Source organism: Arthrobacter sp. R4, assembly GCF_051365025.1.
Classification (GTDB): Bacteria; Actinomycetota; Actinomycetes; order Actinomycetales; family Micrococcaceae; genus Arthrobacter.
Genome location: NZ_JBLWIJ010000021.1, coordinates 131601 through 155735, shown reverse-complemented (window position 1 = coordinate 155735; position 24135 = coordinate 131601). Strand labels below are relative to the sequence as shown.

The window sequence follows — 24135 nt, the reverse complement described above, 5'->3', positions numbered from 1 at the left end:
ATGAATCGATTCACAACAGCTTGGTCTGATTGAATCTAGGCATCAGGACAGCGCGCTGCCCGCTCAAGCAAATACACCCCATTAGCGGGCGGCGAACGCGTACTCATCGAACAGAAAGTTCACAGATGATCAAGAGCACCAAAGCCTTGCGGAGCGCTATCGCGCTCGCGGGTGTTTCCGCTTTCGCATTGACGGCCTGCACGGGTCCCTCAGGTGGTGGCGGCGGAACGTCCACCGAAAGTGCCGGTGGCGGCGCCATTACCTACGGAACGACGGACAAAGTGGTCACGCTCGATCCCGCCGGATCCTACGACGGCGGTTCCTTCATGGTGATGAACCAGATCTATCCATTCCTGCTCAACTACAAGCCCGGTACGGCCGAAGCCAGCCCCGACATCGCGGAATCGGCATCGTTCACCAGCCCCACGGAATACACCGTCAAGCTGAAGTCTGGATTGAAGTTCGCCAACGGCAACACCCTCGACTCGTCCGACGTTGTGTTTTCGTTCAACCGGGTGAAAAAAATCGACGATCCCAATGGTCCCGCCTCCCTGTTGGCGAATATGGAGAAGATCGAAGCCACCGACCCCGACACCGTAGTATTCACCCTCAAGGCCGCCAACGACCAGGTCTTCCCGGGCGTGCTCGCGTCCAACCCGGGGCCGATCGTCGATGAGCAGGTGTTCCCGGCTGACAAGGTCATGGACGACGACGCCATCGTCGCCGCGAAGCCGTTCGCCGGCCAGTACACCATTGAAAGCTATAAAAAGAACGAACTTGTCAGCTTCAAACCAAACGCCGACTACCAGGGCATGCTGGGCAAGGCCTCCAATGACGGCGCTACGCTCAAGCACTACGCCGACCCCAACAACCTCAAACTCGACGTCCAGCAGGGCAACATTGACGTTGCGGGCAGGATCCTGACTGCCACGGACATCGCCGACCTTGAGAAGGACTCGAAGGTCAAGGTCCACAAGGGCCCGGGCGGGGAATTGCGGTACATGGTATTCAACTTCGACACCATGCCGTTCGGAGCGAAAACCCCCGACGCCGACCCCGCCAAGGCCCTGGCCGTTCGCCAGGCAGTGGCTCACCTCGTGGACCGGGATGTCATTGCCTCGCAGGTCTTCAAGAACACCTACACGCCGGTTTACTCCTACGTTCCGAAGGAGTTTGAAGGTGCAACAGAGCCCCTGAAGAGCCTCTACGGTGACGGCAGCGGCAAGCCGAGCCTCGACAAGGCCAAGAAGGTGCTCGCGGATGCCGGCGTCACTTCCGTTGTGGACCTGAAGCTGCAGTACACGGACCGCTACGGCACCTCCGCGGCGGACGAATACGCGCTGGTCAAGGGACAACTTGAGAAGTCGGGCCTCTTCACGGTGGACTTGAAGTCGACAGAGTGGACCACCTACACCAAGGAACGCCGCGCGGATGCCTACCCGGTCTACCAGCTCGGCTGGTTCCCGGACTACTCTGACGCCGACAACTACCTGACGCCCTTCTTCATCCCGGGCAACTTCCTCGGCAACCACTACGAAAACGCAGCGGTCACCGAAGTCGTGAACAAGCAGTTGGTCACCGCGGACAAGGCCGAACGAAGCAAGTTGCTGGGCGAAGCCCAGGAAGCGATCGCCAAGGACCTCTCGACACTGCCGATGCTGCAGGGCGCCCAGGTCATGGTCGCGGGAACGGATGTGAAGGGTGTTGAAAAGACGCTCGATGCATCCTTCAAGACACGGCTCGGTGTGATGTCCAAGTAGGTCCACCAGCCACCCGGCTCTGACCACGCAAAAGGCGGGGCGCCTACCGGCGTCCCGCCTCCTTGCTGGTCAACGGCCAGCGCCCCGGGGGAGCCGCTGGTCCAGGCCACCACACAACGAGGTACCAATGACAACATTGATAGACGCGCCGCCAAGCGACGCAGACGGAATTCTTCCGTCCACCAAGAAATCCTCCGGCGGGGGGCTCGGCCAATACATCCTGGTCAGGTTCCTGCTGATTTTCCCGACGATTTTCATCCTCGTCACCATGGTGTTTTTCCTTATGCGGATCACGGGTGACCCCATTACAGCGGCCATGGGAGGACGGCTGCCTGAAGACCAGCTTCAGGAACGGATCCACAACGCCGGGTACGACCGTCCCATCCTGGTCCAGTATTTTGAGTATCTCGGACAGCTGGCCACCGGAAACTTTGGCCGGACCCTCACAGACAACCGCGCCGTATCGGAGATGCTGACAACCTACGGGTCCGCCACCCTTGAGCTGTCCATCAACGCGTTGTTGATCGCCTTGCTGGTGGGAATCCCGCTCGGGATGATCGCGGCACACCGCCGCGACCACGCGCCCGACGCCGTCCTTCGGGTCTTCGCGATCCTTTGCTACGCGACGCCCGTTTTCTTCGCGGGCATGCTGCTCAAACTCACCTTCTCCGTCTGGCTTGGCTGGCTGCCTGTCGCTGGCCGGGCCAAGACGTCCAGCGAACTCGCCCTGACGTCCCTGCAGGCACCCACAGGCATCTACTGGCTGGACGCGCTGCGCAGCGGAAACATGGCAGCACTCGGTGACGTAGCAGCCCACGCAGTCCTGCCCGCTGTAGCGCTTGGCCTGCTGACCGCAGGTATCTTCCTGAGGCTGGTCCGAACCAATGTGATCGGGACCCTGGGCAAGGACTACGTCGAGGCCGGCCGCTCACGTGGAGTGAGTGAATTCCGGCTCGTGACGAAGCACGCCTACAAGCCGGCGCTCATTCCCATCATCACGGTGATGGGCCTACAGATCGCAGTGATGCTCGGCGGGGCAGTGCTGACAGAGAAGACCTTTGAATGGAAGGGCCTGGGATTCCAGTTGGCCAACTACCTGACGGCCCGCGACTTCGTGGCCGTGCAGGGCATCGTGGTCCTGCTGGCCATCATCGTCGCCATCACCAACTTCATCGTGGACATTTTGGCCGCGCTGATCGACCCCCGCGTGAGGTACTGACATGAGTGTGACAGCAGGTCCTGAGCCCCTCGTTAATCCCCGGGCAGCGTTTTACAAACGGCTTCCCGTTATTTCCCATTTCAATAAGAGCGTCGGACTGCAGCGCGGGATGCTGGTGGCCGGCCTCATCCTGACAGGCCTGTTCCTGCTCACGGCCCTGTTCGCACCGCTGATTGCGCCCTTTGGCTATTCACAACTCTCGGACGAAGCAGGCAATTTCCCCACTCAAGAAGCGCCGGGCGGCCAGCACCTGCTGGGCACCACGGTGGGAGGATATGACGTTTTCTCCCGAGTGGTGTGGGGTGCCCAGACCGCCGTCCTGGTAATTGTGGTCGCAGTCCTCATGTCCATTGTTATCGGTGTGGTTCTTGGACTCGTCAGTGGCTACTTGGGCGGCTGGCTTGACCGGATCCTTGTAGTCATTGCGGATGCCGTTTACGCCTTTCCATCACTCTTAGTTGCCATCGTCATGGCCATCGTCATCAGCGGCGGACAATCAAGCCTGATCGGCGGCATTTTCGCTGCCGGAACCGCCATCACCATGGTGTTCATTCCGCAGTACTTTCGGGTGATACGGGCCGAGGCAGTCAGGCTGAAAGCCGAGCCGTTCGTCGAGTCCGCCAAGGTGGTGGGAGCATCGAACATCCGCATCATGGGGCGGCACATTTACAAAAATGCCACCCGCACGCTCCCGCTGATATTCACCCTCAACGCCTCCGAAGCCATCCTCACCCTGGCCGCACTCGGCTTCCTGGGATTCGGTATTGAACCGAGCTCCGCTGCCGAATGGGGCTTTGACCTCAACAAGGCTCTGGCGGACACCACGTCAGGGATCTGGTGGACGGGCCTGTTCCCGGGCCTCGCCATTGTCCTGACCGTGGTGGGCCTGACGTTGGTGGGCGAAAGCATCAATGACCTGAACGATCCGCGCCTTCGCGGACGCAAGGCGGCCGGAGGCAAGGGCGGACCGGGTTCGACTGCCGGCGCTCAGGCTGCCATCGACGTGGAAGTGAGAGGATCTTGACCATCAACCTTGGTTCCGTAGGGGACAGGCACAGCCCGGCAGGCCAGCCGGTCCTGGAAATAGACCACCTCAAAGTCACCTTTGCCACCGACGGGGGCGATGTCTACGCCGTGAAGGACGTCAGCCTTGAGGTAAAGGCCGGAGAAGTCCTGGCCATTGTCGGGGAATCGGGTTCCGGCAAGACGGTGACCGCCAAGACAATTCTTGGGCTGCTCCCGGAAACGGCCACCAGCGGCGGGGCCGTGCTGATCAACGGAAACAACGTCATCAGCGTGAGTGCATCGAAACTGCGGCAGATCCGTGGGCGCGATGTGGCCATGGTGTTCCAGGAGCCCTCCACAGCCTTGAACCCGGTATTCACTGTGGGCTGGCAGATTGCCGAAGGCATCCGTGCCCATGCCGGCGGAGGGAAACGCGTCTCCGGCAAGGAAGCGAAAGCCCGGGCCATTGAGGCGCTGCGCAAAGTGGGGATCCCGGATCCGGAACATCGAGTGAACTACTATCCGCACCAGTTCTCCGGCGGCCAGAAGCAGCGCGTTGTTATCGCTGCGGCCCTGGCCCTGAACCCGGGGCTGATTGTGGCCGATGAACCCACCACGGCCCTGGACGTCACGGTGCAGGCTGAGATTCTGCAACTGCTGCGGGACCTGAGGGACAAGTACGGGACCTCCATCGTGCTGATCACACACAACATGGGCGTGGTGGCCGACCTGGCCGACCGCGTCGTAGTGATGTATCAGGGCGACGTAGTGGAGGAGGCAACCTCCCGCGTGCTTTTTGCCGAGCCCAAACAGGATTACACCAAGAAGCTGCTGGCGGCCGTACCCCACCTGGGGCACAACTCGGCGTCGGAGGGCATGACGGAACGCGCCCACCAAAAGGCCAAGGTCCTCGTGGAGGCGAGGAACCTGACCATCGAGTACCCCGGCCGGCTGGGGACACCGTCCTTCAAAGCCGTCGACGGCGTCAGCTTCACCGTGTCCGAAGGCGAGGTTTTTGGGCTCGTGGGGGAGTCCGGCTCGGGAAAGACCACTATTGGCCGGGCCATCGCGGGGCTGAATCGGACCACAGGCGGCAGCCTGAAGGTGCTGGGATACGAGATGCTGAACCTGAAGGAGCGGACGTTCAAGCCGCTACGGAAGGACATCGGCTTCGTTTTCCAGGATCCGGCGGCTTCCTTCAATCCCCAGCTGACCATCGGGGACTGCGTCGCGGAGCCGATGATCATCCACACCAACCCGAGCCCGGCGCAGGCACGCAAACGCGTTGGAGAGCTGCTCGAATCAGTCCAATTGCCGGCGTCGTACGCGGCACGATACCCGCATGAGCTCTCAGGCGGCCAACGCCAGCGGGCCTCGCTGGCCCGGGCCCTCATCCTGAACCCGAAGCTGCTGATCGCGGACGAACCGACGTCGGCCTTGGACGTTTCGGTGCAGGCCAAGGTCCTGGAGTTGTTCAAGGAAATCCAGGCCGAATTCGGTTTCGCGGCACTGTTCATCAGCCACGATCTCGCAGTGGTGGACATCCTGTCCCATTGGGTGGGTGTCCTTTACAAGGGGAAACTCGTGGAACAGGGGATCGGCAGCCAGGTCATGGGGGCGCCGCAGCACGATTACACCAAACGCCTCATTGCCTCGCTTCCGGTGCCTGATCCTGAGGAGCAGGCACGGCGCCGGGAAGAACACCGGGCATTGCTGGGAATCTGACCAGCCAGCGGGGATGGACACTCCGGCCGAACGAGGCCAGAGTGTCCATCCCGGGGGCACGGAAGGGACGACGGCGGGATGGCTGCGGCGCGAGCTTAACACCGCAAGGGTTTTCCGCCCCTGCCCATAGACTTGGACCATGACGCAGCACAACCACGACGTTCCTGACTCAGAAACCTACGACGCCGCCGCCAGCTCGCTGGCCGGACAGGTGGACAACTCGGTCATGGCGGAACTGCTGTCCATCCGCTCCAGCATCGACAACATCGATGCCACCTTGGTTTACCTGCTGGCGGAGCGGTTCAAGGCCACCCAGAAAGTGGGCTTCCTGAAGGCTGCCCACCGTCTCCCGGCGGGCGATCCCGGCCGTGAAACAGCCCAGATTGCACGGTTGAAACGCTTGGCCGAGGACGCCCATCTCGATCCCGCGTTCGCCGAAAAATTCCTGAACTTCATCATCGGCGAGGTGATCCGCCACCACGAAGCCATCGCCGAGGACCACCAGGCAGCCGCGGAAAACCACGAGGCCGCCGTACACACGAACGTCGGCGAGGGGACGCAGCAGCCCTCAGGAATCCCCTCCGGGCCTCAGACGTCCGTCGTAGCGTGAGGAACGCCAGCCCACAAGAGCCAGGCCGGAACCCACAGGGGCAGGCCAACCTGGCCCTAAACCAGCCCGAGTCACTCCCTGCCGGTCCGCAGGAGGTAACCGCTACGGGTCTTGGTTCCTGGCCGGGGGAGGACCCCGTAGAAGCGGCCCGCATTATCCGCGGCGAACTCGGCAGTCCGCACTTACCGTTCCTGGCCGAACTTCCCGACCGCGGAGTGGGCTCGGATGCCCTGGGTCGCACGGCGTCGCTGCTGGTTGAAATGGCAGTGGATGTCCAGCCGTTCGGCTGGCGGCTGGTGGACCGCCCCGGCAAGGACGTTCGCCGGGCCGCGTCGGCGTTGTCAACCGACATCAACGTCCTCGCGGACGTTGCCGGAGCGGAGGATGCCCCCGCCAGGGAGCTGAAGGTACAGCTGGTGGGCCCCATGACGCTTGCAGCAGGTCTCCACCTGCATAACGGCGAACGCGCCCTCCTTGACTACGGTGCCCGCCGGGACGTAGCTGCTTCCCTGGCGGCCGGCGTGGGAAGCTACCTGTCGCGGGTGTCCGCGGCAGTTCCCGGGGCACGCCTCGTGGTCCAGCTCGACGAACCGGACATCGCTGCCGTGCTGGCAGGGACCATTCCGACGTCGAGCGGTTACCGCACGCTGCGTGCAGTGGCGGGGCAGGAGGCCACCGAGTCCTGGAGTGTGGTGACCGCCGCCCTGCGGGAAGCCGGGGCCGCGGAAATCATCATTGCCGTGCCGGAAATCGAAGCCCCCTTTGACCGCATCCTGGCTGCCGGGGCGGACGGCATCGCGGTGCCCCTGAAGGCCCTGACATCACGGCAATGGGAGCAACTGGCGGGCGCCGTCGAGGGCGGCAAACAGCTGTGGGCCGGCGCGCTGGACGTGGGCTCTGGGACCCTGCCAAAAGTGCCCGACGTCGTCGAATCCGTTTGGCGGCCGTGGCACCAGCTCGGGTTGCCGGCGTCGTCCCTGCGTACCTTGCGGGTCACACCCTCCGCAGGCCTCGCCGGACAATCCCCGGCGGTGGCCACGGCAGTGCTTACCAGGCTTACGCAGGTGGCCGACGGGCTGAACCAGCTGGCACTGGGGTAGATACAGTCCGACGTCGCCAGGCAGTGCTGCGGGCCGCCTGTCAGGTCCGGTCCTCCCAGCGGTCCGGATGCGCGTATCGGGGCAGGAAACTCCGGGCCGAACTCCCGCCCGCATAGGGACGCAGCCGGTAGTCAAAGCTGCCGGCATACACCAGGACCAGCCCGATCTGCGGCTGGAGAACTTTGACCTGGATGCGGTGTTTGCCATGTTCCCCGGCGGCAGGGTCCCACCACTGCTCGGCGTAGGCTTTGGCATCGAGAGCGGGAGGCAGCGGGATCCGGAGCGGGCCGAGGAACAGCCGGGAAGCTTCCGAAACACCCCGGAGGCGGCCCGATTCCGTGACGCTGAGGTTCAAGTCGGTAACCAGCCGCCGGAACCGGCCCACGTAGTCCACCAGCCGTGGGCCGTCGTTTGATTCAGTCACGCTGGTTGTGTCCTGGAAGATCCGGGTCCGGCCAGGGAACCTGATCTCGCGCCGGGCTGTCAGGCTGGACCGTCCAAAGGGATCTTCGTGGGCATGGTTTTCGATCCTGAAAGGAATGCGCTCGCCGTACTCGGGGAAGAAGGCCTCCTCCCCGGACGTCAGTTTCAGCAGCGGTTGCAGCCAGCGCTGCCTGCAACCGACGACGTCGAACACGCCTTCGCCGATGCCGTACTGCCCCGAACCGGGCACGAGTGAAAAGTAGTCCTGGAGTTCTGGCTGCAGCCGGTCGAAGTCCGCACCCAGAGCCTGCCGGTATATAGGGATATTCATCATGACCTCCTGGTGGCTAAATGGGCGCCGGCGCTTTTCCGTGATCTCACAATCTACCCGCCGCCTTCAGCCGGATATACATGTCTGCCAAGCGAGGCGGCAACTGGTGGGGTTCGGCATCCACGACTTCCACCCCGTGCTGGCGGAGCTGGGCGGTAACGGCCTCGCGTTCCAGCAGCGTGCGTTCGGCCGCAGCAGCCCGGAAAACGCCAGCAGCAGTCTCACGTTCCTTGAGCATCTGGCCCAACAGCGGGTCACGCACAGCGGCCACCACCACCACGTGCTGGGCTGCCAGCCGCGTGGCCACAGGGATAAGCCCTTCCTCAGGGGCTCCGCCTTCGAGGGACGTCAGGAGCACCACCAGCGAACGGTGGGCCGATACGGCCCTGATCTGGCCCGGGATCCCCTGCCAGTCCATCTCTATCAGTTCGGCCTCCAAGGGAGCCATGGCCTGAACAAGCTGGCCCAGGAGGTTTCCGGACACTGCCGATCCGGCCCTTGCCCGCGGGCGCCGGTCGAAGGCAAGGAAGTCCACCCTGTCACCCCCGCGTTCGGCCAGGACCGCCAGCAACAGGGCAGCTTCCATGCCGGTGTCCAGGCGCGGCTCATCCTCGATCCGCGCCGCCGACGTCCGTGAAGTGTCCAGCACAATGACCACGCGCCTGTCCCGTTCCGGCCGCCAGGTCCGTACGACGACGGCGGAACGGCGGGCGGTGGCCCGCCAGTCAATCGACCGGACGTCATCACCGCGCACATAGTCCCGCAACGAATCGAACTCCGTGCCCGCCCCGCGGATCTGCACAGCAGCTTTGCCGTCAAGTTCACGCAATTTACGCAGTTTGGACGGCAGATGCCGGCGGGAGTGGAAGGGCGGCAGGACGCGGAGGGACCCCGGGCAGGGCACGGTGCGCTGCCGGGCCGCAAGCCGCAGCGGCCCGTAGGAACGGAGGGTGACGTGCGGAGCCAGGAGGACTCCGCGCCGGACGGGCCGGAGCGTAACCTGCACGCGGCGACGCTCACCGGCGGGGATGTCCAACGGCTGGACCGGGTGATGCGCCCCGGCCGAGGGCTGCCAGGCGTCCCGGATGAACCCACGCAACTGGCGCCTGCCCTGGTTGCGGACCGTCAGGATTGAATGGGCCACGCCGTTCAGGGTCACCTGGCCCGGATCCTGGCGCTGGACCTCGATGGCGCGCAGGGACGCCGCGAGGCCAAGCTCAAGGCCCAGGATTGCTGCGAGCACAACGATAACGGCCAGGACGGTCCACCATCCGGGCAACAACAGCACCGGCAACAGCCCCAGCAGGGCAAGGACCACAAAGCGCCCGGACAGTGCCATCCCGGTCAGCGGGGAACGGCCACGGAGGCCAGGATGCTGGTCAGCACGTCATCCACCCGGACGCCGTCCATTTGCGCTTCCGGGTGGAGTGCCACCCGGTGCCGGAGGCAGGGCAACGCCAGGGCCTTGACGTCGTCGGGGGTGATGAAGCTCCTGCCGGACATCCACGCCCAGGCCCGCGAGGTGTTCAGGAGCGCTGTGGCTCCCCGGGGAGAAACACCCAGCTGGAATGAAGGTGCCGCCCTGGTGGCGCGGACCAGGTCCACGATGTAGCCGATGATCTCGGGTTCGACGGCGACGTTGGCCACCGCCTGCCGCGCGCGCTCAAGGTCCTGCGCGCCGGCGACTGCCCGGACACCAGCGCCGGCCAGGTCTCGGGGGCTGAATCCGGACGCGTGCCGACGGATCACCTCCATCTCCTCCGTTCGGTTCGGAAGCGGCATGGTGAGCTTGAGCAGGAACCGGTCCAGTTGGGCCTCGGGCAGGGGGTAGGTCCCTTCGTACTCCACCGGGTTCTGCGTTGCTGCCACGAGGAAGGGCGCAGGCAATGGCCGGGAAACTCCGTCCACCGAAACCTGGCGCTCTTCCATTGCTTCCAGCAGCGATGCCTGAGTCTTAGGCGGTGTGCGGTTGATTTCGTCGGCCAGCAGGATATTGGTGAAGACCGGCCCCTCGCGGAAACTGAACTCCGAGGTGTGGGAGTCGTAAACCAAGGATCCCGTCACATCGCCGGGCATCAGGTCAGGAGTGAACTGTACGCGTTTGGTGTCCAGGCTCAACGACGCCGAGAGCGCCCGAACGAGCAGCGTCTTTGCCACGCCCGGTACGCCCTCGAGCAGTACATGCCCCTGGGCGAGGAGCGCGATCAGCATCCCGGTGACGGTCGAGTCCTGGCCCACCACGGCCTTGGCCACCTCGTTCCGGACCTCCAGGAGCGCCTGCCGCGCAGGATCGTGCTGCATAGGGTCCAGGATCTGCGGGCCGCGGAGGTGTTCATTCATCGGGTTCTTACCTCGTTCTCTAGGTTGTCCAGCTCCTGGGACCATCGCACCAGCCTGGCTTCGTTCACTGGCCGTTCATTGATCAATTCCCGCAGGCTGCCCTCAGGCCGGTCGACAATCCGCGCCACGGCCCGGGCAACGTCATCGGCCGAGGCATCGGGTCCCAGCCGCAGTTCTTTGGCCAGCCTGACCAACGTACCCGCCCGGAGGTTGTCCCGGGCGCGGTCCACGGCATGGGAATCGTGATAGAGGCGCGCCCTGCCCTCCGCGGTTTCCGCGGCCTTAACCACCACAGGCAGCGGCTCAAAAACGAGCGGACCAAAGCGGCGGCCACGCCAGAGGATGGCAAGGGCGGCGACGAACACCAGCCATGGACCGAGGAACGCCACCCAGTCAGGAGCGAGATCGTTGAGCGTTTGCGGGGATCCGGCTCCGCTCACGTCGGCCAGTCCGGGAAGGTACCAGACCAAGTCGCCGGAACCACCGAGGGTGCGGAGGGCAAGGGCCGAATGGCCGCGTTCATCGAGCCCGGCGTTGCTGATCAGTTCAGTGCTTCCCAGGACTGACAGTGTCCCGTCTTCGGTGGTCGCGAGCAGGCCGGCCTCTGAACCGGGCGGGCGGTAGCACACAGTGTTCCCGCCATCGCCCTCAACGCTGTACAGGAATCCGGACTCCCCGGAAACCGTTCCCGCTGTTTCGGCGGCGTCGTTCCAGCACCCGGGCTCCAGCGTGGGGGAGGTTTCAGGCACCACCCCGGCCTGGCTGATTCCGGCGTCCAGCGCCGTCAGGGTACTGAGCCGCGGAGTCACGAGCACCACGCGCGTGGCCTCTACGGTGAGCCGTTCCAGCTGCGATTCGTCAAGGATGCCGTTCCGGTCGTACAGCAGCAGCGTTGAATCCGTGCCGGCCTGCAGGGCAGCCAGTGCCGTGCTGAAGGAGTCGACGCCGGCAACATCCACCCCGTGCCGGCCCAGGATTTCGCTGACTGCCCGTCCGCCGTCGGGCCCTGCATTCCTTATGGACAGGGGAACCGAGTCACCCTTCGGGGCCAGTTGCGTGATGATCGTGACGGCCAGCGCGACGGCGAACACCGCAGCCGCGACTGCCTGGCCGCGGTGGCGCCTGCCCCAGCCCGCCAGCCCGCCAGCGACGGGCTGCGGGGTTGCATCACCAGATACGGCTGGGTGGGCGTCGATGTCCGTTGTCATGGGGCGCCCACAGGAGAGGCCGGAGCGTCGCCGGGCCTCAGGGACTGCAGGGAAGCCTCGAGGGCTGTCATGGCCTCGTAGTCAGCACGCTCTGCGGCGCCGTGGCCGTAGCGGATCCGGTCGAAGGTCCTGGCGGCCCGGTCGAGTCGCTGTGCCTCAGGAACAAAAACGCCGGCCAGTTCGCTTGCCACTTCGTCTGCGGTCCTGCCCGGCCTGGCGTCGAGGATGCTTCGGTCTTCGGCGGCCCGGACCAGCGCACGGAATCGGTGCACGACGGCGGCGCCCCAGTCTCCGCGGTCCGCTGCGGCTGCGGCGCTTCCCCGGTAGTCCGAGGCACTGACGGAGGTGTCGTCGTCGAACACCTCCTGCGGCTTCTTCGTGCGGGCGTTCAAGCGCGGCCGTGCTACGACAATGGCGGCGGCTATCAGGACTGCTATGACCACCCCCGTCAGCGGCGCCGCAATATTTCCTTCCAAGCCGGAAGGGCCGTCCAGCGATGCGAGCCAGTCCAGGAAGTCGCGCCACAGCGCATCCAGCCAGCCAGGTTCGGCACTTCGGTACTCAGGTTTGGCCAGTTCCTCCACGGCCCAGCGGCGGGCTTCGTCGGCGTCGGGCAGGACGGGAGGTTCAACGGACATCGGGCCAGGCACGGTACACGGGTCCTGCATTGTTGGAAGGTCCACCCTGTGCTGGCCAGCCGTGTACCGGGATGCCGCGGCCTGGAACGCCGTCGGGCTCGGCCCCGGATTCCATCAGGCGCAGAAGTGCGATGTCCAGGCCATCCTTCCGCATCCTCAAGTCCAGGTAGAGCAGGGCCATCACCGCCGTCTGGAAGGCGTAACCTACGGCGCCGACAAGTGCGGTGACGATGGCGGTGATGACGGCCACGACCACAGCTGCTGCCATCGCCTGATCCGAGCCGCCATGGGGCGAGACAACAGACGTATAGAACGCCGGAAGCAGGCTCACAGGGATGGTCACCACCTGGGCGATGACGCCCACCATGATGGCCACCACCAAGGTGATTCCCAGGACCCGCCACCAGTTTGCCCGGGTCAGCTGCCAGGACCTGCGGAGTCCGTCGATGGCGCCCAGTTCCTCGATGACGACCGCGGCAGGGGCCACCAGGATTTTGATATAGATCCAGATGAAAAGAGCGAAGCCGCCGAATCCGAAGGGGATCAGGATGAGCGCGCCAATTCCACCGGCTGCAGCGATCACGGCGACCGCCAGGCCTACAAACAGTGCTACGCCCAACAGCCAGCCGAGGACTATCAGGCAGGCAAGCCGGATGAGTGCGCCGGCATGTGCCTTGGCCAGCGTCCACATTTGCCGGAAGCCCGTGGTGCGGTTGAGGACGGAACGGGCCACGGGCACCACCATGGCCCCTTGGAGGACTGCCGAAAGGAATACCGTCAGGACGACTACGAGCAGGGTTGCTGCCAGGAAGGCCAAACCCGCCGCCGCCATGTCTTGATCGTTGAGGCCCTCGATCCAGCTTTCCAGGGAGGCTGCGGAGGCCACCGAGCCTGCCGTCAGGACGGCGGTCAGGACCACGGCCAGCGACTGGGCCAGCAGGGCCGCGCCCAACATTGCCTTGGCATTGCGCCTGATGGTCTGGAAGGAGCCGTCAATGATTTCGCCGAACATCAGCGGCCGCAACGGGATAATGCCGGGTTTGGGCGGGGCAACGTATTGCGGCTGGCGGTAGGGCGGCGGACCGCCGTAGGGGTTGTAGGGCGGCTGGCCCCACTGCGTTGGATGCGCCGGGCCAGTGGGTGGTCCCCATGTAGGCTGGCCTCCCCATTGGGGCGGGCCGAAACCAGGTTGCGGCTGCCATGGCGGCCCGCCGCCCCGTGGTGGCTGCTGCACGTTCGGATCCTGCTGTGACAACCTGTTCCTTCCCCCGAGCGGAACCGGACACTTGCGGGCGGGCGCCTGTTGCCGCAGGTCAGCGGCCAAGGCGTCCGGCGAGGGCCGGCACGATCCCAGCCTATAGTTCCGGCGCCCGGCATCATAGCGTTGCGCCATGCCGTGGCGGCGATCAACAGGACAAAGGGTGGTCAATAAGGGAATATATAACTATGAAGGCACGCATCCTGGTAGTTGACGATGACGAAGCGCTGGCCGAGATGATCGGAATTGTCCTGCGCAATGACGGCTTTGAGCCGGTCTTCTGCGCTGACGGCAGCCAGGCGCTGGATGTGTTCCGTTCATCGAAGCCGGACCTCGTGCTGCTGGACCTGATGCTTCCCGGCGTGGATGGCATTGAGGTCTGCCGGCAGATCCGGTCCGAATCGGACGTGCCCATCGTGATGCTCACTGCCAAGTCGGATACGTCCGACGTCGTCCGCGGACTGGAGTCCGGTGCCGATGATTATGTCCCCAAGCCGTTCAAACCAGCCGAGCTTGTGGCGCGGGTCAGGGCGCGGCTAAGGCCGGGGGACCAGAAGGCTCCCGAAACCCTTCGGATTGCCGATGTCACCATTGATGTGGCGGGCCACACCGTCAACCGCGGAAACGAACGCATTTCCCTCACTCCGCTGGAGTTCGATCTGTTGGTCGCCCTGGCCCGGAAGCCGTGGCAGGTGTTTACCCGGGAACTGCTGCTTGAGCAGGTCTGGGGATACCGCCATGCAGCGGATACGAGGCTGGTAAATGTCCATGTACAGCGCCTCCGGTCAAAGATCGAACGGGACCCGGAGGCCCCGGAAGTAGTATTGACGGTTCGTGGTGTCGGCTACAAAGCAGGTTCCTGACCCAACAGGAGCAGATGGCGGACGCGCTCCGGATGTATCCGCAGAAGACCACGCTGCACGTCCGGAAGAACATCACGCTGCCCCTGAGCACACAGACTCTTTGGCGGCTGGTCTTGAGCAGCTTCCCTTCCGCGCCCGGATCTGGAAACGCCGGGCAGTCATCGTCGGCCTCCGTGTTGCCCGCCTCATCCGCACTGGTATCAGCCGGTTCTTCCCAGCCTTGCGGTACATCGTGCAGTCCCTGCATCGCCGGTGGCGCCGTTCCCTGCAATTCCGGACGGTCCTGACAACGCTGCTGCTGGCTGTGACATCGTTTGCCGTGGTGGGTGCCTACCTCTCGAACCAGATCGCCAACAACCTGTTCCAGGAGCGCCTTACCCAGGCCGAGTCCGAGACCCGCTACAACGTTAAACAGGTTCAGGACACCTTTGACGGTGCCCAGGTCACCGACCAGTCCAGCGTCATCACCCTGGTCTACGACACCCTGAACGCGGTCGAGGGCCGGGGTTCGGTGATCCAGCGGCGGTACGTTTTTGAAGCCATGCCGCAGCAGACCAAGCCCCGCAACCGCTGGGTGGAATCCCGGGCTTCTGACCAACTGACAGTCAGTGTCATCCCGCCGGACCTGCGCAAGGCGGTTCAGGAATCCGGCAAGGACCAGTACTGGGCCTCTACAGTGATTCCCGTGGGCACCGAAGACCGGCCCGGCATTGCCGTCGGCAACAAGGTGACCTTCAACGGAACAGTGTATGAGCTCTATCTGATCTACGACCTGAACACCGCGCAGCAAACCCTCGATGAGATCCAGAGCGTACTTTGGGCCGGTGGGGCGGTGCTGGTGTTGATGATCGGCGCCATTGCCTGGTACGTGACACGCAACGTGGTCAGCCCGGTCAGCCATGCCGCCGTGGTCTCCGAAAAACTGGCGGCGGGCCAGTTGCAGGAGCGCATGGTAGTCAAGGGCGAGGACGAGGTAGCCCGCCTTGGAGCGTCGTTTAACCACATGGCCGCCAGCCTGCAGGAGCAGATCACCCAGCTGGCCACGCTGTCGCAAATGCAGCAGCGGTTCGTCTCGGACGTTTCCCATGAACTGCGGACACCGCTGACCACCGTCCGGATGGCGGCGGAAGTGCTCTTCGATGCGCGCCATGATTTCGATCCCATCAACAAACGCTCTGCTGAACTGCTGTACAACCAGGTGGAGAGGTTCCAATCACTGTTGTCCGACCTCCTGGAGATCTCGCGCTTTGACGCCGGTGTGGCCATGCTTGACGCCGAACCGGAGGATATCCTTCAGGTCATCGCCCATGTCATTGAAGGTGCCGCGCCCGTGGCGGCTGAATACGGTTCGGAGATCGTCCTTCGGGCGCCGGCGGGCGGGATCGTGGTGGAGATGGACTCACGCCGGATCGACAGGATTCTGCGAAACCTGATCCTGAACGCCGTGGAACACGGGGAAGGAAAGCCCGTGACAATCACAGTGGCCGCCAACCAGACGGCCGTCGGGGTGGCCGTGCGGGACCAAGGCATTGGCATGACTCCTGCCGAAGCTGCGCGGGTGTTTGACAGGTTCTGGCGAGCAGATCCCGCCCGGGCGCGCACTACCGGCGGAAGCGGGCTGGGGCTGTCCATTGCCATGGAAGACACCAAGCTTCACAACGGCTGGCTGCAGGCATGGGGGAAAAAGGGCAGTGGAGCCAACTTCCGGCTGACTGTACCCCTCCGGCAGGGTGAAGAGATCGACAAATCGCCGGTGCAGCTTGAACCGGAGGACATCGTGCTGCCGGACGTGCCAGCAGGGTCGAATGACGTCCTGGTCTTGGGTAAGGGCCCGGCGGCCGAGCCCGCTGGGGCTCAAACTGTTCGCAAGGAAGCGCCTCCATCATCAAAGACCGCAGTGCACGTGCCGCCCAAGGAGCCGTCATGACAGGCCCGCAGCCGCGTCGGCGCACCAAGGCAGCTGTCCTCCTGCTGCTGCTGGTTCTTTTCGTCGCCGGCTGCGCGCGGATCCCGACCGCCGGACCGGTCGGGAAGAGCACCGATGAAAGCGCGGGCAACCTGAACGCCCCGGTCTTCCTGCCGGCCGCGCCGCAGCCCGGTGCTGCCCCCGAGAACATCATTGAAGACTTTTATCGTGCCGGGAGTGGCTATGAGGATGACTACGCTGTTGCCCGCGAATATCTGACCCAGGCCTCCTCGGTGGCCTGGAAACCGGACCAGCGTGCCTTGGTGTACCGCGAGGCACGCGTGGTGCGCACTGCCGTCGAAAACGTCTATAACTACGAACTGGACGTGGCGTATACAGTCGACGCAGACGGGATCGCAACGCAAACCCCCGAGGGTACCAAGGAGAATATTCCCGCCACGGTAACCCAGGTGGACGGTGAGTGGCGGATCTCGGCCATTCCGGACGGGACAGCCATCCCGGAGGAGACCTTTAAGGTCATCTACGGCGCGTATCCGATCTACTTCTACGATCCGAGTTTCACCTACGCCGTTCCCGACGTCCGGTGGTTCATCAAGAACAAAACCGTCAAGGCAATGACCAGCGCCCTGCTCGCCGGCCCCGCCCCCTATCTCCGCGGTGCTGTGGTCAGTGCGTTCCCGTCCGGCATCAAACTTGCCAGGGAATCCGTCCCCGTCGTGTCAGGCGCGGCGCAGGTGGATCTCACGGCCAAGGAACTGTCTGAGGCGTCCACGGAGGACAGGTTGCGGATGCAGACGCAGCTCGCGCTGACCTTCCGCAGCCAGCCGGACGTAGTTAACGTTGAGCTGCGTGCCAACCAGGACCTGGTCCGGGTGGAGGACAACGGTTCGGTGCTGCCGCCTGTACAGAACAAGGGCGTCCCGGCCCGGCAGATCGCCGTCAGCGGCAATGAGTTGGTCCGCTATGAGAACAACCGTGTTTCCCCGCTGCCGGACATGCAGCCGGTGTCCGCCCTGGGTCCGCGCTACCCGGCGGAATCGCCGGTGTCCCAGAGCGTTGCCTTCCTCAATGAAAGCCGGACCACGCTCTACAGCATGGTCCCGGGCCAGCCCGCGAGGGCACTCACCACTCGCACCACGCTCACGCATCCGTCCTTCAGTCTCCATGACTGGGTATGGACGGCCGGCCCGGGGGCTGCCGGCGGTACGGAAATCGTGGCTTACCGGCCGGCGGGGGTGGCACAAGGCGCGGACGTGCCGAACGTTACCCTGGCTCCGGCGTGGCTTGCCGGAAGGACGGTGAAGGACCTGAGGGTTTCCCGTGAAGGCGTGCGGGTGCTTGTCATCTCCGAACAAAACGGGAAGACCCGAGTGCAGGTTGCGGGCGTCATCCGTGCGGCCGACGGGACACCAAAGGAGTTGACGCCGCCCATCACGCTGGCCACCGGGAGCGAACCGGACCAGGGTGTTTGGGTGAGTGACACCGTTGTGGCGGTCATGAAGGGCGCGGCAGCAGCAAACGTGACCCCTGAGCTGTTGTCGCTGACTTCAGGGCAGCCACAGCAGCTCGCGCCGTGGCCCGGTCTGGTGGGGCTCAGTGCGGGCAACGGCGCCGAGGAGATCTACGGCCAATCCGCCGACGGCATCTTCCAGCGGCTGGGGAACGGCTGGTCGCCGCAGCTCAAGGGCCCGGTTGACCCGTCCTTTGCCGGCTGAGCGCAGCGTGCCGGTCTTTTCCACATAGGAGGCGCAGGCCCTTCGCCGGGAGTCTCCGGGCCGGCAGGATGAAGGGGTGTCCGCACCAGCATCCACCGAAAACAAAGACGGCACCGCCCGTCTGCTGGCCATTGATTCGTTGCCCGCGGATCCAGACCTTCGGCCGACGTCACTGCAAGCGGCCAAACACAGGGGAGTGCACCGCCGGCGGCTGATGCGTGCAGCCGACCTGGGGGCCGCCGCAGCTGCTGAGTTGCTGGCGCTGGCCGTCCCCGTCGACTGCGTCTGCTGCGGCGCTGAAGACCTGGTCCTGTGCGTGGCCTGCGAACGGCGGGTCCGGCACTTGACCCGCCACCCGTTCCGGGCCGAAGCGCAGGCGCCTGCACTCATGGATGTCGACGGCAGCGTGATACTCCCCGTCGTGGCGGCCGGCGCATACCGGGACGAGCTGGCGCAGGCGGTCCTTTCATTTAAGGGCCACGGCCAGCACCAGCTCAGGCGTGTTCTGTCGCGGGCACTGGTCCGCGCCATCGCTGCCGCTGCGCAGCACGAAGACCAGATCGCCCTGGTGCCTGTTCCGAGCAGCACCGGTGCCTTCGTGCGGAGGGGTTTCAGCCCTGTGCATCTGCTGCTTGGCCCTGCGAGCAGGCTGACGGACACTCCAGTGTTTGATGTGCTGCGGAAGTCGCGGTGGCGAAGGGGACCCGGAGGGCTGCCCGGCGGTCAAAAAGGCCTGGGCCGTGGAGCCCGCGCCAGCCGCGTCCGTGGATCGATGAGGGTCCCGGCGCGGAAGGCCGACGGCGTAGCCGGCCGCGGCTGCATCATCATCGACGACGTGCTGACCACCGGTGCGACACTCGCCGAAGCTGCCCGCGCACTGCACGAAAGCGGGGCCATTGTGGCCGGCGCAGTGGTCCTCGCAGCGACACGCCCCCCCGATTCAGCTGGCGGCGGAACGGTATCGGCGGAAGCTGGCGGAATGGGGCCTGACATAGAAAAAAATAAACGAAGAAAGGATGAATAACCTGTGGCTATGAACTAACGTCGGTTGTGGGTACCAAGAACAGATGTACCTGTCGATAGCGGCTCGGAAAGGGGCTCGACTGTCAAGCAGATCGGCCCTAGGAAGTGCCGCCGTCGTGTCACCGAAGTCATTTGGAGGGCACCATGGAGTTTATGATCAGCGGACGAAATCTGACGGTCTCAGACCGCTTCCGCGAATATGCCGGTGAAAAGATCTCGAAGATCGAATCGCTCGGCGACAAGGTCCAGCGGGTGGATGCGAAGGTCTCGAAAGAAACCAACGCCCGCCAGGCCGGCGACCAGCTCACCGTTGAAGTGACTGTCCTGGGACGTGGGCCCGTAATCCGTGCCGAAGCCAGCGCCGCAGACAAATTCGCTGCCTTCGACCTCGCCTATAACAAGCTGCTTGAACGTCTTCGCCGCGCAAAGGACCGCAAGAAGGTCCACCACGGACGCCACACGCCCAAGGCGGTCCGCGAAGCTACCGCGTCATTGGAGCCAGCAAGTGCCCATGAGCCCATTTATGTCGAGGCAAGCCACCGTAACGAACCGGCGGCCGTGGCAGCCGAAAAATCGCCGTACGACGTTGAGAACGACATTCCGGCTGGGGATTCGCCCGTACTGATCAGGCGCAAGGTCTTCCCCGCAGCATCCCTCTCGCTTGACGATGCCGTGGACAACATGGAACTGGTGGGTCACGATTTCTACTTGTTTGTGGACAAAGCCACGAACACACCTTCCGTCGTTTACCGCCGCCGCGGCTGGACATACGGCGTCATTACCCTGGACCATGAGTGCGAACCGGGCGAACAGGTTGTTGAAGAAAAGATCCTTGCCTACCGCTCGGATGACGAGGCTGCCAGGATCTAGGGTGGTGTACACCATCCATCGAAAGGACTGATGTGGCGGCGACGCTGAGCCTTGAACAGGCGCGGCGGATCGCACTGGCAGCCCAAGGCCTGGACAAAGGACGGCCCTCCGGACCCGTGACTTCACGGACGGTGGGCCGTACCTTTGCCCAGCTGCAGCTGGTCCAGATCGATTCCGTAAATGTGGTCTCGCGGAGCCACTTTCTTCCTTTTTTCTCGCGCTTGGGCAACTACGACCGCAGCATTCTGCAGCGGATGTCCAGCACGCACCCGCGGCGAATGATGGAGTACTGGGCACATGAAGCCAGTTACATCCGGCCCGAGCATTACCAGGACCTGGTGCAGTGGCAGAAGCGTAAGTGGGTTGGGGCCGCGGCCATGGACCCGGTGCTGCGCGAAGCCGTGGCCGGAAAGATCCTGGACGTTCTGGCCCGCGGACGTGCCATGACGGCGGCTGAACTGACAGTGGAAATCGGGCATGTCGAGGACCGCCGGGATGACAACTGGGGGTGGAACTGGAATGCCGTCAAAAGGGTTCTGGAACATTTGTTTGAAGCCGGCCTCGTTTCCGCGGCGTCGCGAACGGAACAGTTCGAGCGCAGATATACGCTCACCGCGAGGGTTGTCCCCGATCGGCAAGCCCCGGCGGAGGGCCCGCGGGACCCTGACGAGTCCATGTATCGGCTGATCGATGCGGCAGCCCAGGCCCACGGCATCGGAACACTGAGATGTTTCGCTGACTATTTCCGCATGCCGATCAAGCCCGCTGGCGCTGCAGTAGAACGTCTGGTGGGTTCCGGACGGCTGGAGCCAGTGACCGTTACCGGCTGGAACAGAAAGGTCTACCGGCACGCTGAAGCCAGGATGCCGCGTCGGGCCGCAGGCCGGGCCCTCTTGAGTCCCTTTGACTCGTTGGTCTTTGAACGCCGTCGACTTGAGGAACTGTTTGGCTTCCACTACCGCATCGAGATTTACACCCCCGAGCACCGGCGGCGCTTCGGATACTACGTGCTCCCGTTCCTGCTGGGCGAAAGCTTGGTGGCGCGGGTCGACCTCAAGGCCGACCGTGCGGCCGGAAAGCTGTTGGTCAGGTCCGCCTACGGCGAGCCGGACGCCCCGCCGGAGACCGCCGTCGAACTTGCAGCCGAGCTGGAACTGATGGCTGAATGGCTTGGGCTGGGGGACGTTCTGGTCAGCCCGACAGGAGACCTGGCGGGGGACCTGGCTGCAGCCGTTGGAGCGGCTGGAAGTGCTATCCGCTCTCAGGGAACACAGGCATCGCGGCCGGTGTCTCTCCCGTAGACTAAAAACGCCAGAATTCGGCGGCAGAGACTGGGAGCATCTTCACGTGGCATCACTTATCGAAAAACTTCTCCGTACGGGTGACAAAAAAACCCTGCGTCAACTGCGGAACTATGCCGATTCCATTAATGCTCTCGAAGACTCGTTCAAGACGTTTACTGATGCCGAACTCCGGGAAGAAACCGACCGCCTGCGGGCGCGCCACCAGGACGGCGAGAAGCTGGATGACCTTCTGCCAGAGGCCTTTGCCGCAGTGCGGGAGGCCTCATCCAGAACCTTGGGCATGCGCCACTTTGATGTCCAGATGATGGGCGGCGCCGCCCTTCATCTGGGCAATATCGCCGAGATGAAGACTGGTGAAGGTAAAACCCTGGTGGCCACTGCTCCGGCCTACCTCAACGCCCTGACCGGCAACGGCGTCCATGTCATCACGGTTAACGACTACCTGGCCGAATACCAGTCAGACCTGATGGGCCGCGTTTACCGGTTCCTCGGCCTGACCAGCGGATGCATCCTGTCCAACCAGGATCCGTCCGTTCGCCGGGAGCAGTATGCCGCGGACATCACCTACGGCACTAACAACGAATTCGGTTTCGACTACCTGCGCGACAACATGGCTTGGGACAAGTCCGAGCTGGTCCAGCGTGGGCACCACTTCGCCATCGTGGATGAGGTCGACTCCATCCTGATCGACGAGGCCCGCACGCCGCTGATTATCTCCGGGCCCGCCCAAGGTGACACCAACCGCTGGTACAGCGAGTTCGCCAAGGTAGTTCTCCGCCTGCAGCCTGAACACGACTACGAGGTGGACGAGAAGAAGCGCACGGTCGGCGTCCTGGAAAGCGGTATTGAAAAAGTCGAGGACTACCTTGGTATCCAGAACCTCTACGAGTCTGCCAACACACCGCTCATCGGCTTCCTGAACAACGCCATCAAGGCCAAGGAACTGTTCAAGCGCGACAAGGACTACGTCATCCTGGACGGCGAAGTCCTGATCGTCGACGAACATACTGGCCGTATCCTTGCCGGCCGGCGGTACAACGAGGGGATGCACCAGGCGATCGAGGCTAAAGAAGGCGTCGAGATCAAGGCTGAGAACCAGACCCTTGCCACGGTGACGCTTCAGAACTATTTCCGCATGTACGGCAAGCTCTCCGGCATGACGGGCACCGCGGAGACCGAGGCCGCAGAGTTCATGGGCACCTACAAGCTCGGCGTTGTGGCTATTCCCACCAACCGCGACATGCAGCGGATCGACCAGTCCGACCTCGTGTTCAAAAACGAAAAAGTGAAGTTCGACGCCGTGGTGAAGGATATTGCTGAGCGCCACGAAAACGGCCAGCCCGTCCTGGTGGGCACCACGAGCGTCGAGAAGAGCGAATACCTTTCCGGGCTGCTCGCCAAGGAGGGCATCAGGCACGAAGTCCTGAACGCCAAGAACCATGCCCGCGAGGCTGCCATTGTGGCCCAGGCTGGCCGCAAGGGTGCTGTCACTGTCGCAACGAACATGGCCGGCCGTGGCACCGACATCATGTTGGGCGGCAATGCCGAATTCACGGCTGTCGCTGAGCTCGCCAAGCGCGGACTGGACCCCGAAGAGAACTCCGAGGAGTACGAGGCCGCGTGGCCGGCTGCCTTCGAAGCGGCCAAGCAGTCGGTCAAAGACGAGCACGAGGAAGTGCTGAGCCTCGGCGGGCTCTATGTCCTGGGCACCGAACGGCACGAGTCCCGCCGCATTGACAACCAGCTCAGGGGCCGCTCCGGCCGTCAGGGTGATCCCGGCGAATCGCGGTTCTACCTTTCCCTGACCGATGACCTGATGCGGCTCTTCAACTCAGGGGCAGCAGAGCGCCTGATGAACAGTTCGGTGCCGGACGATGTCGCGCTCGAATCCAAGCTGGTGTCCCGCGCCATCGCCTCTGCCCAGGGGCAGGTGGAGGGCCGCAACGCCGAACAGCGCAAGAACGTCCTGAAGTACGACGACGTCCTGAATCGGCAGCGCGAAGCAATATACGGCGACCGTCGGCGGATCCTTGAAGGCGACGACCTGCACGAAAAGGTGCAGTTCTTTATCGAAGACACCATCACTGCTCTTATCGACGCCGCCACAGCCGAAGGCAACGGCGATGACTGGGACTACAACCAGCTCTGGACCAACCTGAGAACCCTCTATCCGGTGAGCGTTACCGCAGAGGACATCATCGAAGAGGCCGGCGGAAAGTCCCGGCTCACCGTGGAGTTCCTCAAGGAAGAGCTTCTTTCCGACGCCAAGCTGGTGTACCAGGCGCGTGAGGAGGCCATCGGCTCGGACAGCATGCGCGAGCTGGAGCGCAGGGTGGTGCTCTCCGTCATAGGGCGCAAGTGGCAGGAACATCTTTATGAGATGGACTACCTTAAGGAAGGCATTGGCTTGCGTGCCATGGCCCAGCGTGACCCGCTCGTGGAGTATCAGCGCGAGGGTTTCACAATGTTCCAGAGCATGATGGAAGCCATCCGTGAGGAGAGCGTGGGTTTCCTGTTCAACCTTGAAGTGGAGGTAACCCCGGCACAGGATGTTGTGGTTGCCGATGCCGCAGGCGGGCACACCGAGCACGTTGAGCCACAGATCCATGCCGCTGGCCTGGAAGCACCGGAGAAGCCTGCGCAGCTGCAGTACACGGCACCGGGTGAAGACGGCGCAAGCCAGACACGCGTAGAAAGCCGTTCATCCGGACGGTCGGGCAACCCGGCTAAGGCGGCCGTGCAGGATGCCAGCAAGAAGCCAGCCAAGAAGAAGCGCCGCTGATCACTGGCAAATGAACAACGACGTCTGACCCAAG

The 24135-nt window shown here is 63.8% G+C and carries 19 protein-coding genes; 13 read left to right on the top strand and 6 right to left on the bottom strand.

The features are described from left to right. Positions 1–125: 125 nt before the first annotated feature. The 6 genes from ACLKOZ_RS14005 to ACLKOZ_RS13980 all read left to right on the top strand — a co-directional run bounded on the left by ACLKOZ_RS14005 (position 126) and on the right by ACLKOZ_RS13980 (position 7419). Entirely contained in the window at positions 126–1760 is a 1635-nt protein-coding gene (locus tag ACLKOZ_RS14005; protein WP_436475820.1) for an ABC transporter substrate-binding protein, read from the top strand. A gap of 127 nt (positions 1761–1887) precedes the next feature. Continuing rightward, a complete protein-coding gene (locus ACLKOZ_RS14000) occupies positions 1888–2979 on the top strand; it encodes an ABC transporter permease (protein WP_337345752.1) in 1092 nt (363 codons plus the stop codon). A gap of 1 nt (position 2980) precedes the next feature. Further along, positions 2981–4003 (top strand): ABC transporter permease, encoded by a 1023-nt coding sequence (locus ACLKOZ_RS13995; RefSeq protein WP_436475818.1) that lies wholly within the window; start codon positions 2981–2983, stop codon positions 4001–4003. Then, positions 4000–5709 carry an ABC transporter ATP-binding protein gene (locus tag ACLKOZ_RS13990; RefSeq protein WP_436475817.1) on the top strand — a complete coding sequence of 570 codons (1710 nt, stop codon included), beginning with the start codon at positions 4000–4002 and terminating at the stop codon, positions 5707–5709. The genes ACLKOZ_RS13995 and ACLKOZ_RS13990 overlap by 4 nt, the downstream gene beginning before the upstream one ends. Positions 5710–5848: 139 nt before the next feature. Next, a complete protein-coding gene (locus ACLKOZ_RS13985) occupies positions 5849–6319 on the top strand; it encodes a chorismate mutase (protein WP_436475815.1) in 471 nt (156 codons plus the stop codon). 50 nt (positions 6320–6369) lie between these two features. Then, positions 6370–7419, top strand: a complete 1050-nt coding sequence (locus ACLKOZ_RS13980; protein WP_436475846.1) for a hypothetical protein — start codon at positions 6370–6372, stop codon at positions 7417–7419. 40 nt (positions 7420–7459) lie between these two features. Here the strand turns inward: ACLKOZ_RS13980 and ACLKOZ_RS13975 are convergent, their stop codons facing one another. Genes ACLKOZ_RS13975 through ACLKOZ_RS13950 form a run of 6 tightly spaced genes read right to left on the bottom strand, consistent with a single transcriptional unit; the run spans position 7460 to position 13593 of the window. Beyond that, positions 7460–8173 (bottom strand): DUF4166 domain-containing protein, encoded by a 714-nt coding sequence (locus ACLKOZ_RS13975; protein WP_436475814.1) that lies wholly within the window; start codon positions 8171–8173, stop codon positions 7460–7462. 46 nt (positions 8174–8219) lie between these two features. Further along, complete coding sequence (locus ACLKOZ_RS13970; protein WP_436475812.1) at positions 8220–9512, bottom strand: DUF58 domain-containing protein; 1293 nt, start codon at positions 9510–9512, stop codon at positions 8220–8222. 5 nt (positions 9513–9517) lie between these two features. After that, a complete protein-coding gene (locus tag ACLKOZ_RS13965; RefSeq protein ID WP_337350971.1) occupies positions 9518–10513 on the bottom strand; it encodes an AAA family ATPase in 996 nt (331 codons plus the stop codon). Beyond that, a complete protein-coding gene (locus ACLKOZ_RS13960; RefSeq protein WP_436475810.1) occupies positions 10510–11721 on the bottom strand; it encodes a DUF4350 domain-containing protein in 1212 nt (403 codons plus the stop codon). Before ACLKOZ_RS13960 ends, ACLKOZ_RS13965 begins: the two co-directional genes overlap by 4 nt. Continuing rightward, a complete protein-coding gene (locus ACLKOZ_RS13955) occupies positions 11718–12359 on the bottom strand; it encodes a DUF4129 domain-containing protein (RefSeq protein ID WP_436475808.1) in 642 nt (213 codons plus the stop codon). Before ACLKOZ_RS13955 ends, ACLKOZ_RS13960 begins: the two co-directional genes overlap by 4 nt. Continuing rightward, positions 12349–13593 (bottom strand): DUF7847 domain-containing protein, encoded by a 1245-nt coding sequence (locus ACLKOZ_RS13950; RefSeq protein WP_436475806.1) that lies wholly within the window; start codon positions 13591–13593, stop codon positions 12349–12351. The genes ACLKOZ_RS13955 and ACLKOZ_RS13950 overlap by 11 nt, the downstream gene beginning before the upstream one ends. A gap of 212 nt (positions 13594–13805) precedes the next feature. Here ACLKOZ_RS13950 and mtrA point away from each other — a divergent pair, with 212 nt between their 5' ends. The 7 genes from mtrA (at position 13806) to secA (ending at position 24101) form a co-directional block, all read left to right on the top strand. Beyond that, positions 13806–14480: an MtrAB system response regulator MtrA gene (gene mtrA / locus ACLKOZ_RS13945; protein WP_337345761.1), complete on the top strand. Its 675-nt coding sequence runs from the start codon at positions 13806–13808 to the stop codon at positions 14478–14480. A gap of 100 nt (positions 14481–14580) precedes the next feature. Continuing rightward, a complete protein-coding gene (mtrB, locus tag ACLKOZ_RS13940; protein ID WP_436475803.1) occupies positions 14581–16407 on the top strand; it encodes an MtrAB system histidine kinase MtrB in 1827 nt (608 codons plus the stop codon). Then, a complete protein-coding gene (locus ACLKOZ_RS13935) occupies positions 16404–18122 on the top strand; it encodes an LpqB family beta-propeller domain-containing protein (RefSeq protein ID WP_436475802.1) in 1719 nt (572 codons plus the stop codon). Before mtrB ends, ACLKOZ_RS13935 begins: the two co-directional genes overlap by 4 nt. Before the next feature lie 76 nt (positions 18123–18198). Next, positions 18199–19146 (top strand): ComF family protein, encoded by a 948-nt coding sequence (locus ACLKOZ_RS13930; RefSeq protein ID WP_436475800.1) that lies wholly within the window; start codon positions 18199–18201, stop codon positions 19144–19146. A 143-nt stretch (positions 19147–19289) separates the two neighbouring features. After that, on the top strand, positions 19290–20015 hold the full coding sequence (hpf, locus tag ACLKOZ_RS13925; RefSeq protein ID WP_337345765.1) for a ribosome hibernation-promoting factor, HPF/YfiA family: 726 nt from the start codon (positions 19290–19292) through the stop codon (positions 20013–20015). 32 nt (positions 20016–20047) lie between these two features. After that, positions 20048–21316 carry a winged helix-turn-helix domain-containing protein gene (locus tag ACLKOZ_RS13920; RefSeq protein WP_436475797.1) on the top strand — a complete coding sequence of 423 codons (1269 nt, stop codon included), beginning with the start codon at positions 20048–20050 and terminating at the stop codon, positions 21314–21316. Between the two features lie 46 nt (positions 21317–21362). Continuing rightward, positions 21363–24101, top strand: a complete 2739-nt coding sequence (secA, locus tag ACLKOZ_RS13915) for a preprotein translocase subunit SecA (RefSeq protein ID WP_436475795.1) — start codon at positions 21363–21365, stop codon at positions 24099–24101. Positions 24102–24135 lie beyond the last annotated feature (34 nt).

Bases quoted from the DNA above. Each gene is read 5' to 3' on its own strand.
- ACLKOZ_RS14005 (WP_436475820.1), top strand. From the start codon at position 126: ATGATCAAGAGCACCAAAGCCTTGCGGAGCGCTATCGCGCTCGCGGGT.
- ACLKOZ_RS14000 (WP_337345752.1), top strand. From the start codon at position 1,888: ATGACAACATTGATAGACGCGCCGCCAAGCGACGCAGACGGAATTCTT.
- ACLKOZ_RS13995 (WP_436475818.1), top strand. From the start codon at position 2,981: ATGAGTGTGACAGCAGGTCCTGAGCCCCTCGTTAATCCCCGGGCAGCG.
- ACLKOZ_RS13985 (WP_436475815.1), top strand. From the start codon at position 5,849: ATGACGCAGCACAACCACGACGTTCCTGACTCAGAAACCTACGACGCC.
- ACLKOZ_RS13975 (WP_436475814.1), bottom strand. From the start codon at position 8,173: ATGAATATCCCTATATACCGGCAGGCTCTGGGTGCGGACTTCGACCGG.
- ACLKOZ_RS13970 (WP_436475812.1), bottom strand. From the start codon at position 9,512: ATGGCACTGTCCGGGCGCTTTGTGGTCCTTGCCCTGCTGGGGCTGTTG.
- ACLKOZ_RS13965 (WP_337350971.1), bottom strand. From the start codon at position 10,513: ATGAATGAACACCTCCGCGGCCCGCAGATCCTGGACCCTATGCAGCAC.
- ACLKOZ_RS13960 (WP_436475810.1), bottom strand. From the start codon at position 11,721: ATGACAACGGACATCGACGCCCACCCAGCCGTATCTGGTGATGCAACC.
- ACLKOZ_RS13955 (WP_436475808.1), bottom strand. From the start codon at position 12,359: ATGTCCGTTGAACCTCCCGTCCTGCCCGACGCCGACGAAGCCCGCCGC.
- mtrA (WP_337345761.1), top strand. From the start codon at position 13,806: ATGAAGGCACGCATCCTGGTAGTTGACGATGACGAAGCGCTGGCCGAG.
- ACLKOZ_RS13935 (WP_436475802.1), top strand. From the start codon at position 16,404: ATGACAGGCCCGCAGCCGCGTCGGCGCACCAAGGCAGCTGTCCTCCTG.
- hpf (WP_337345765.1), top strand. From the start codon at position 19,290: ATGGAGTTTATGATCAGCGGACGAAATCTGACGGTCTCAGACCGCTTC.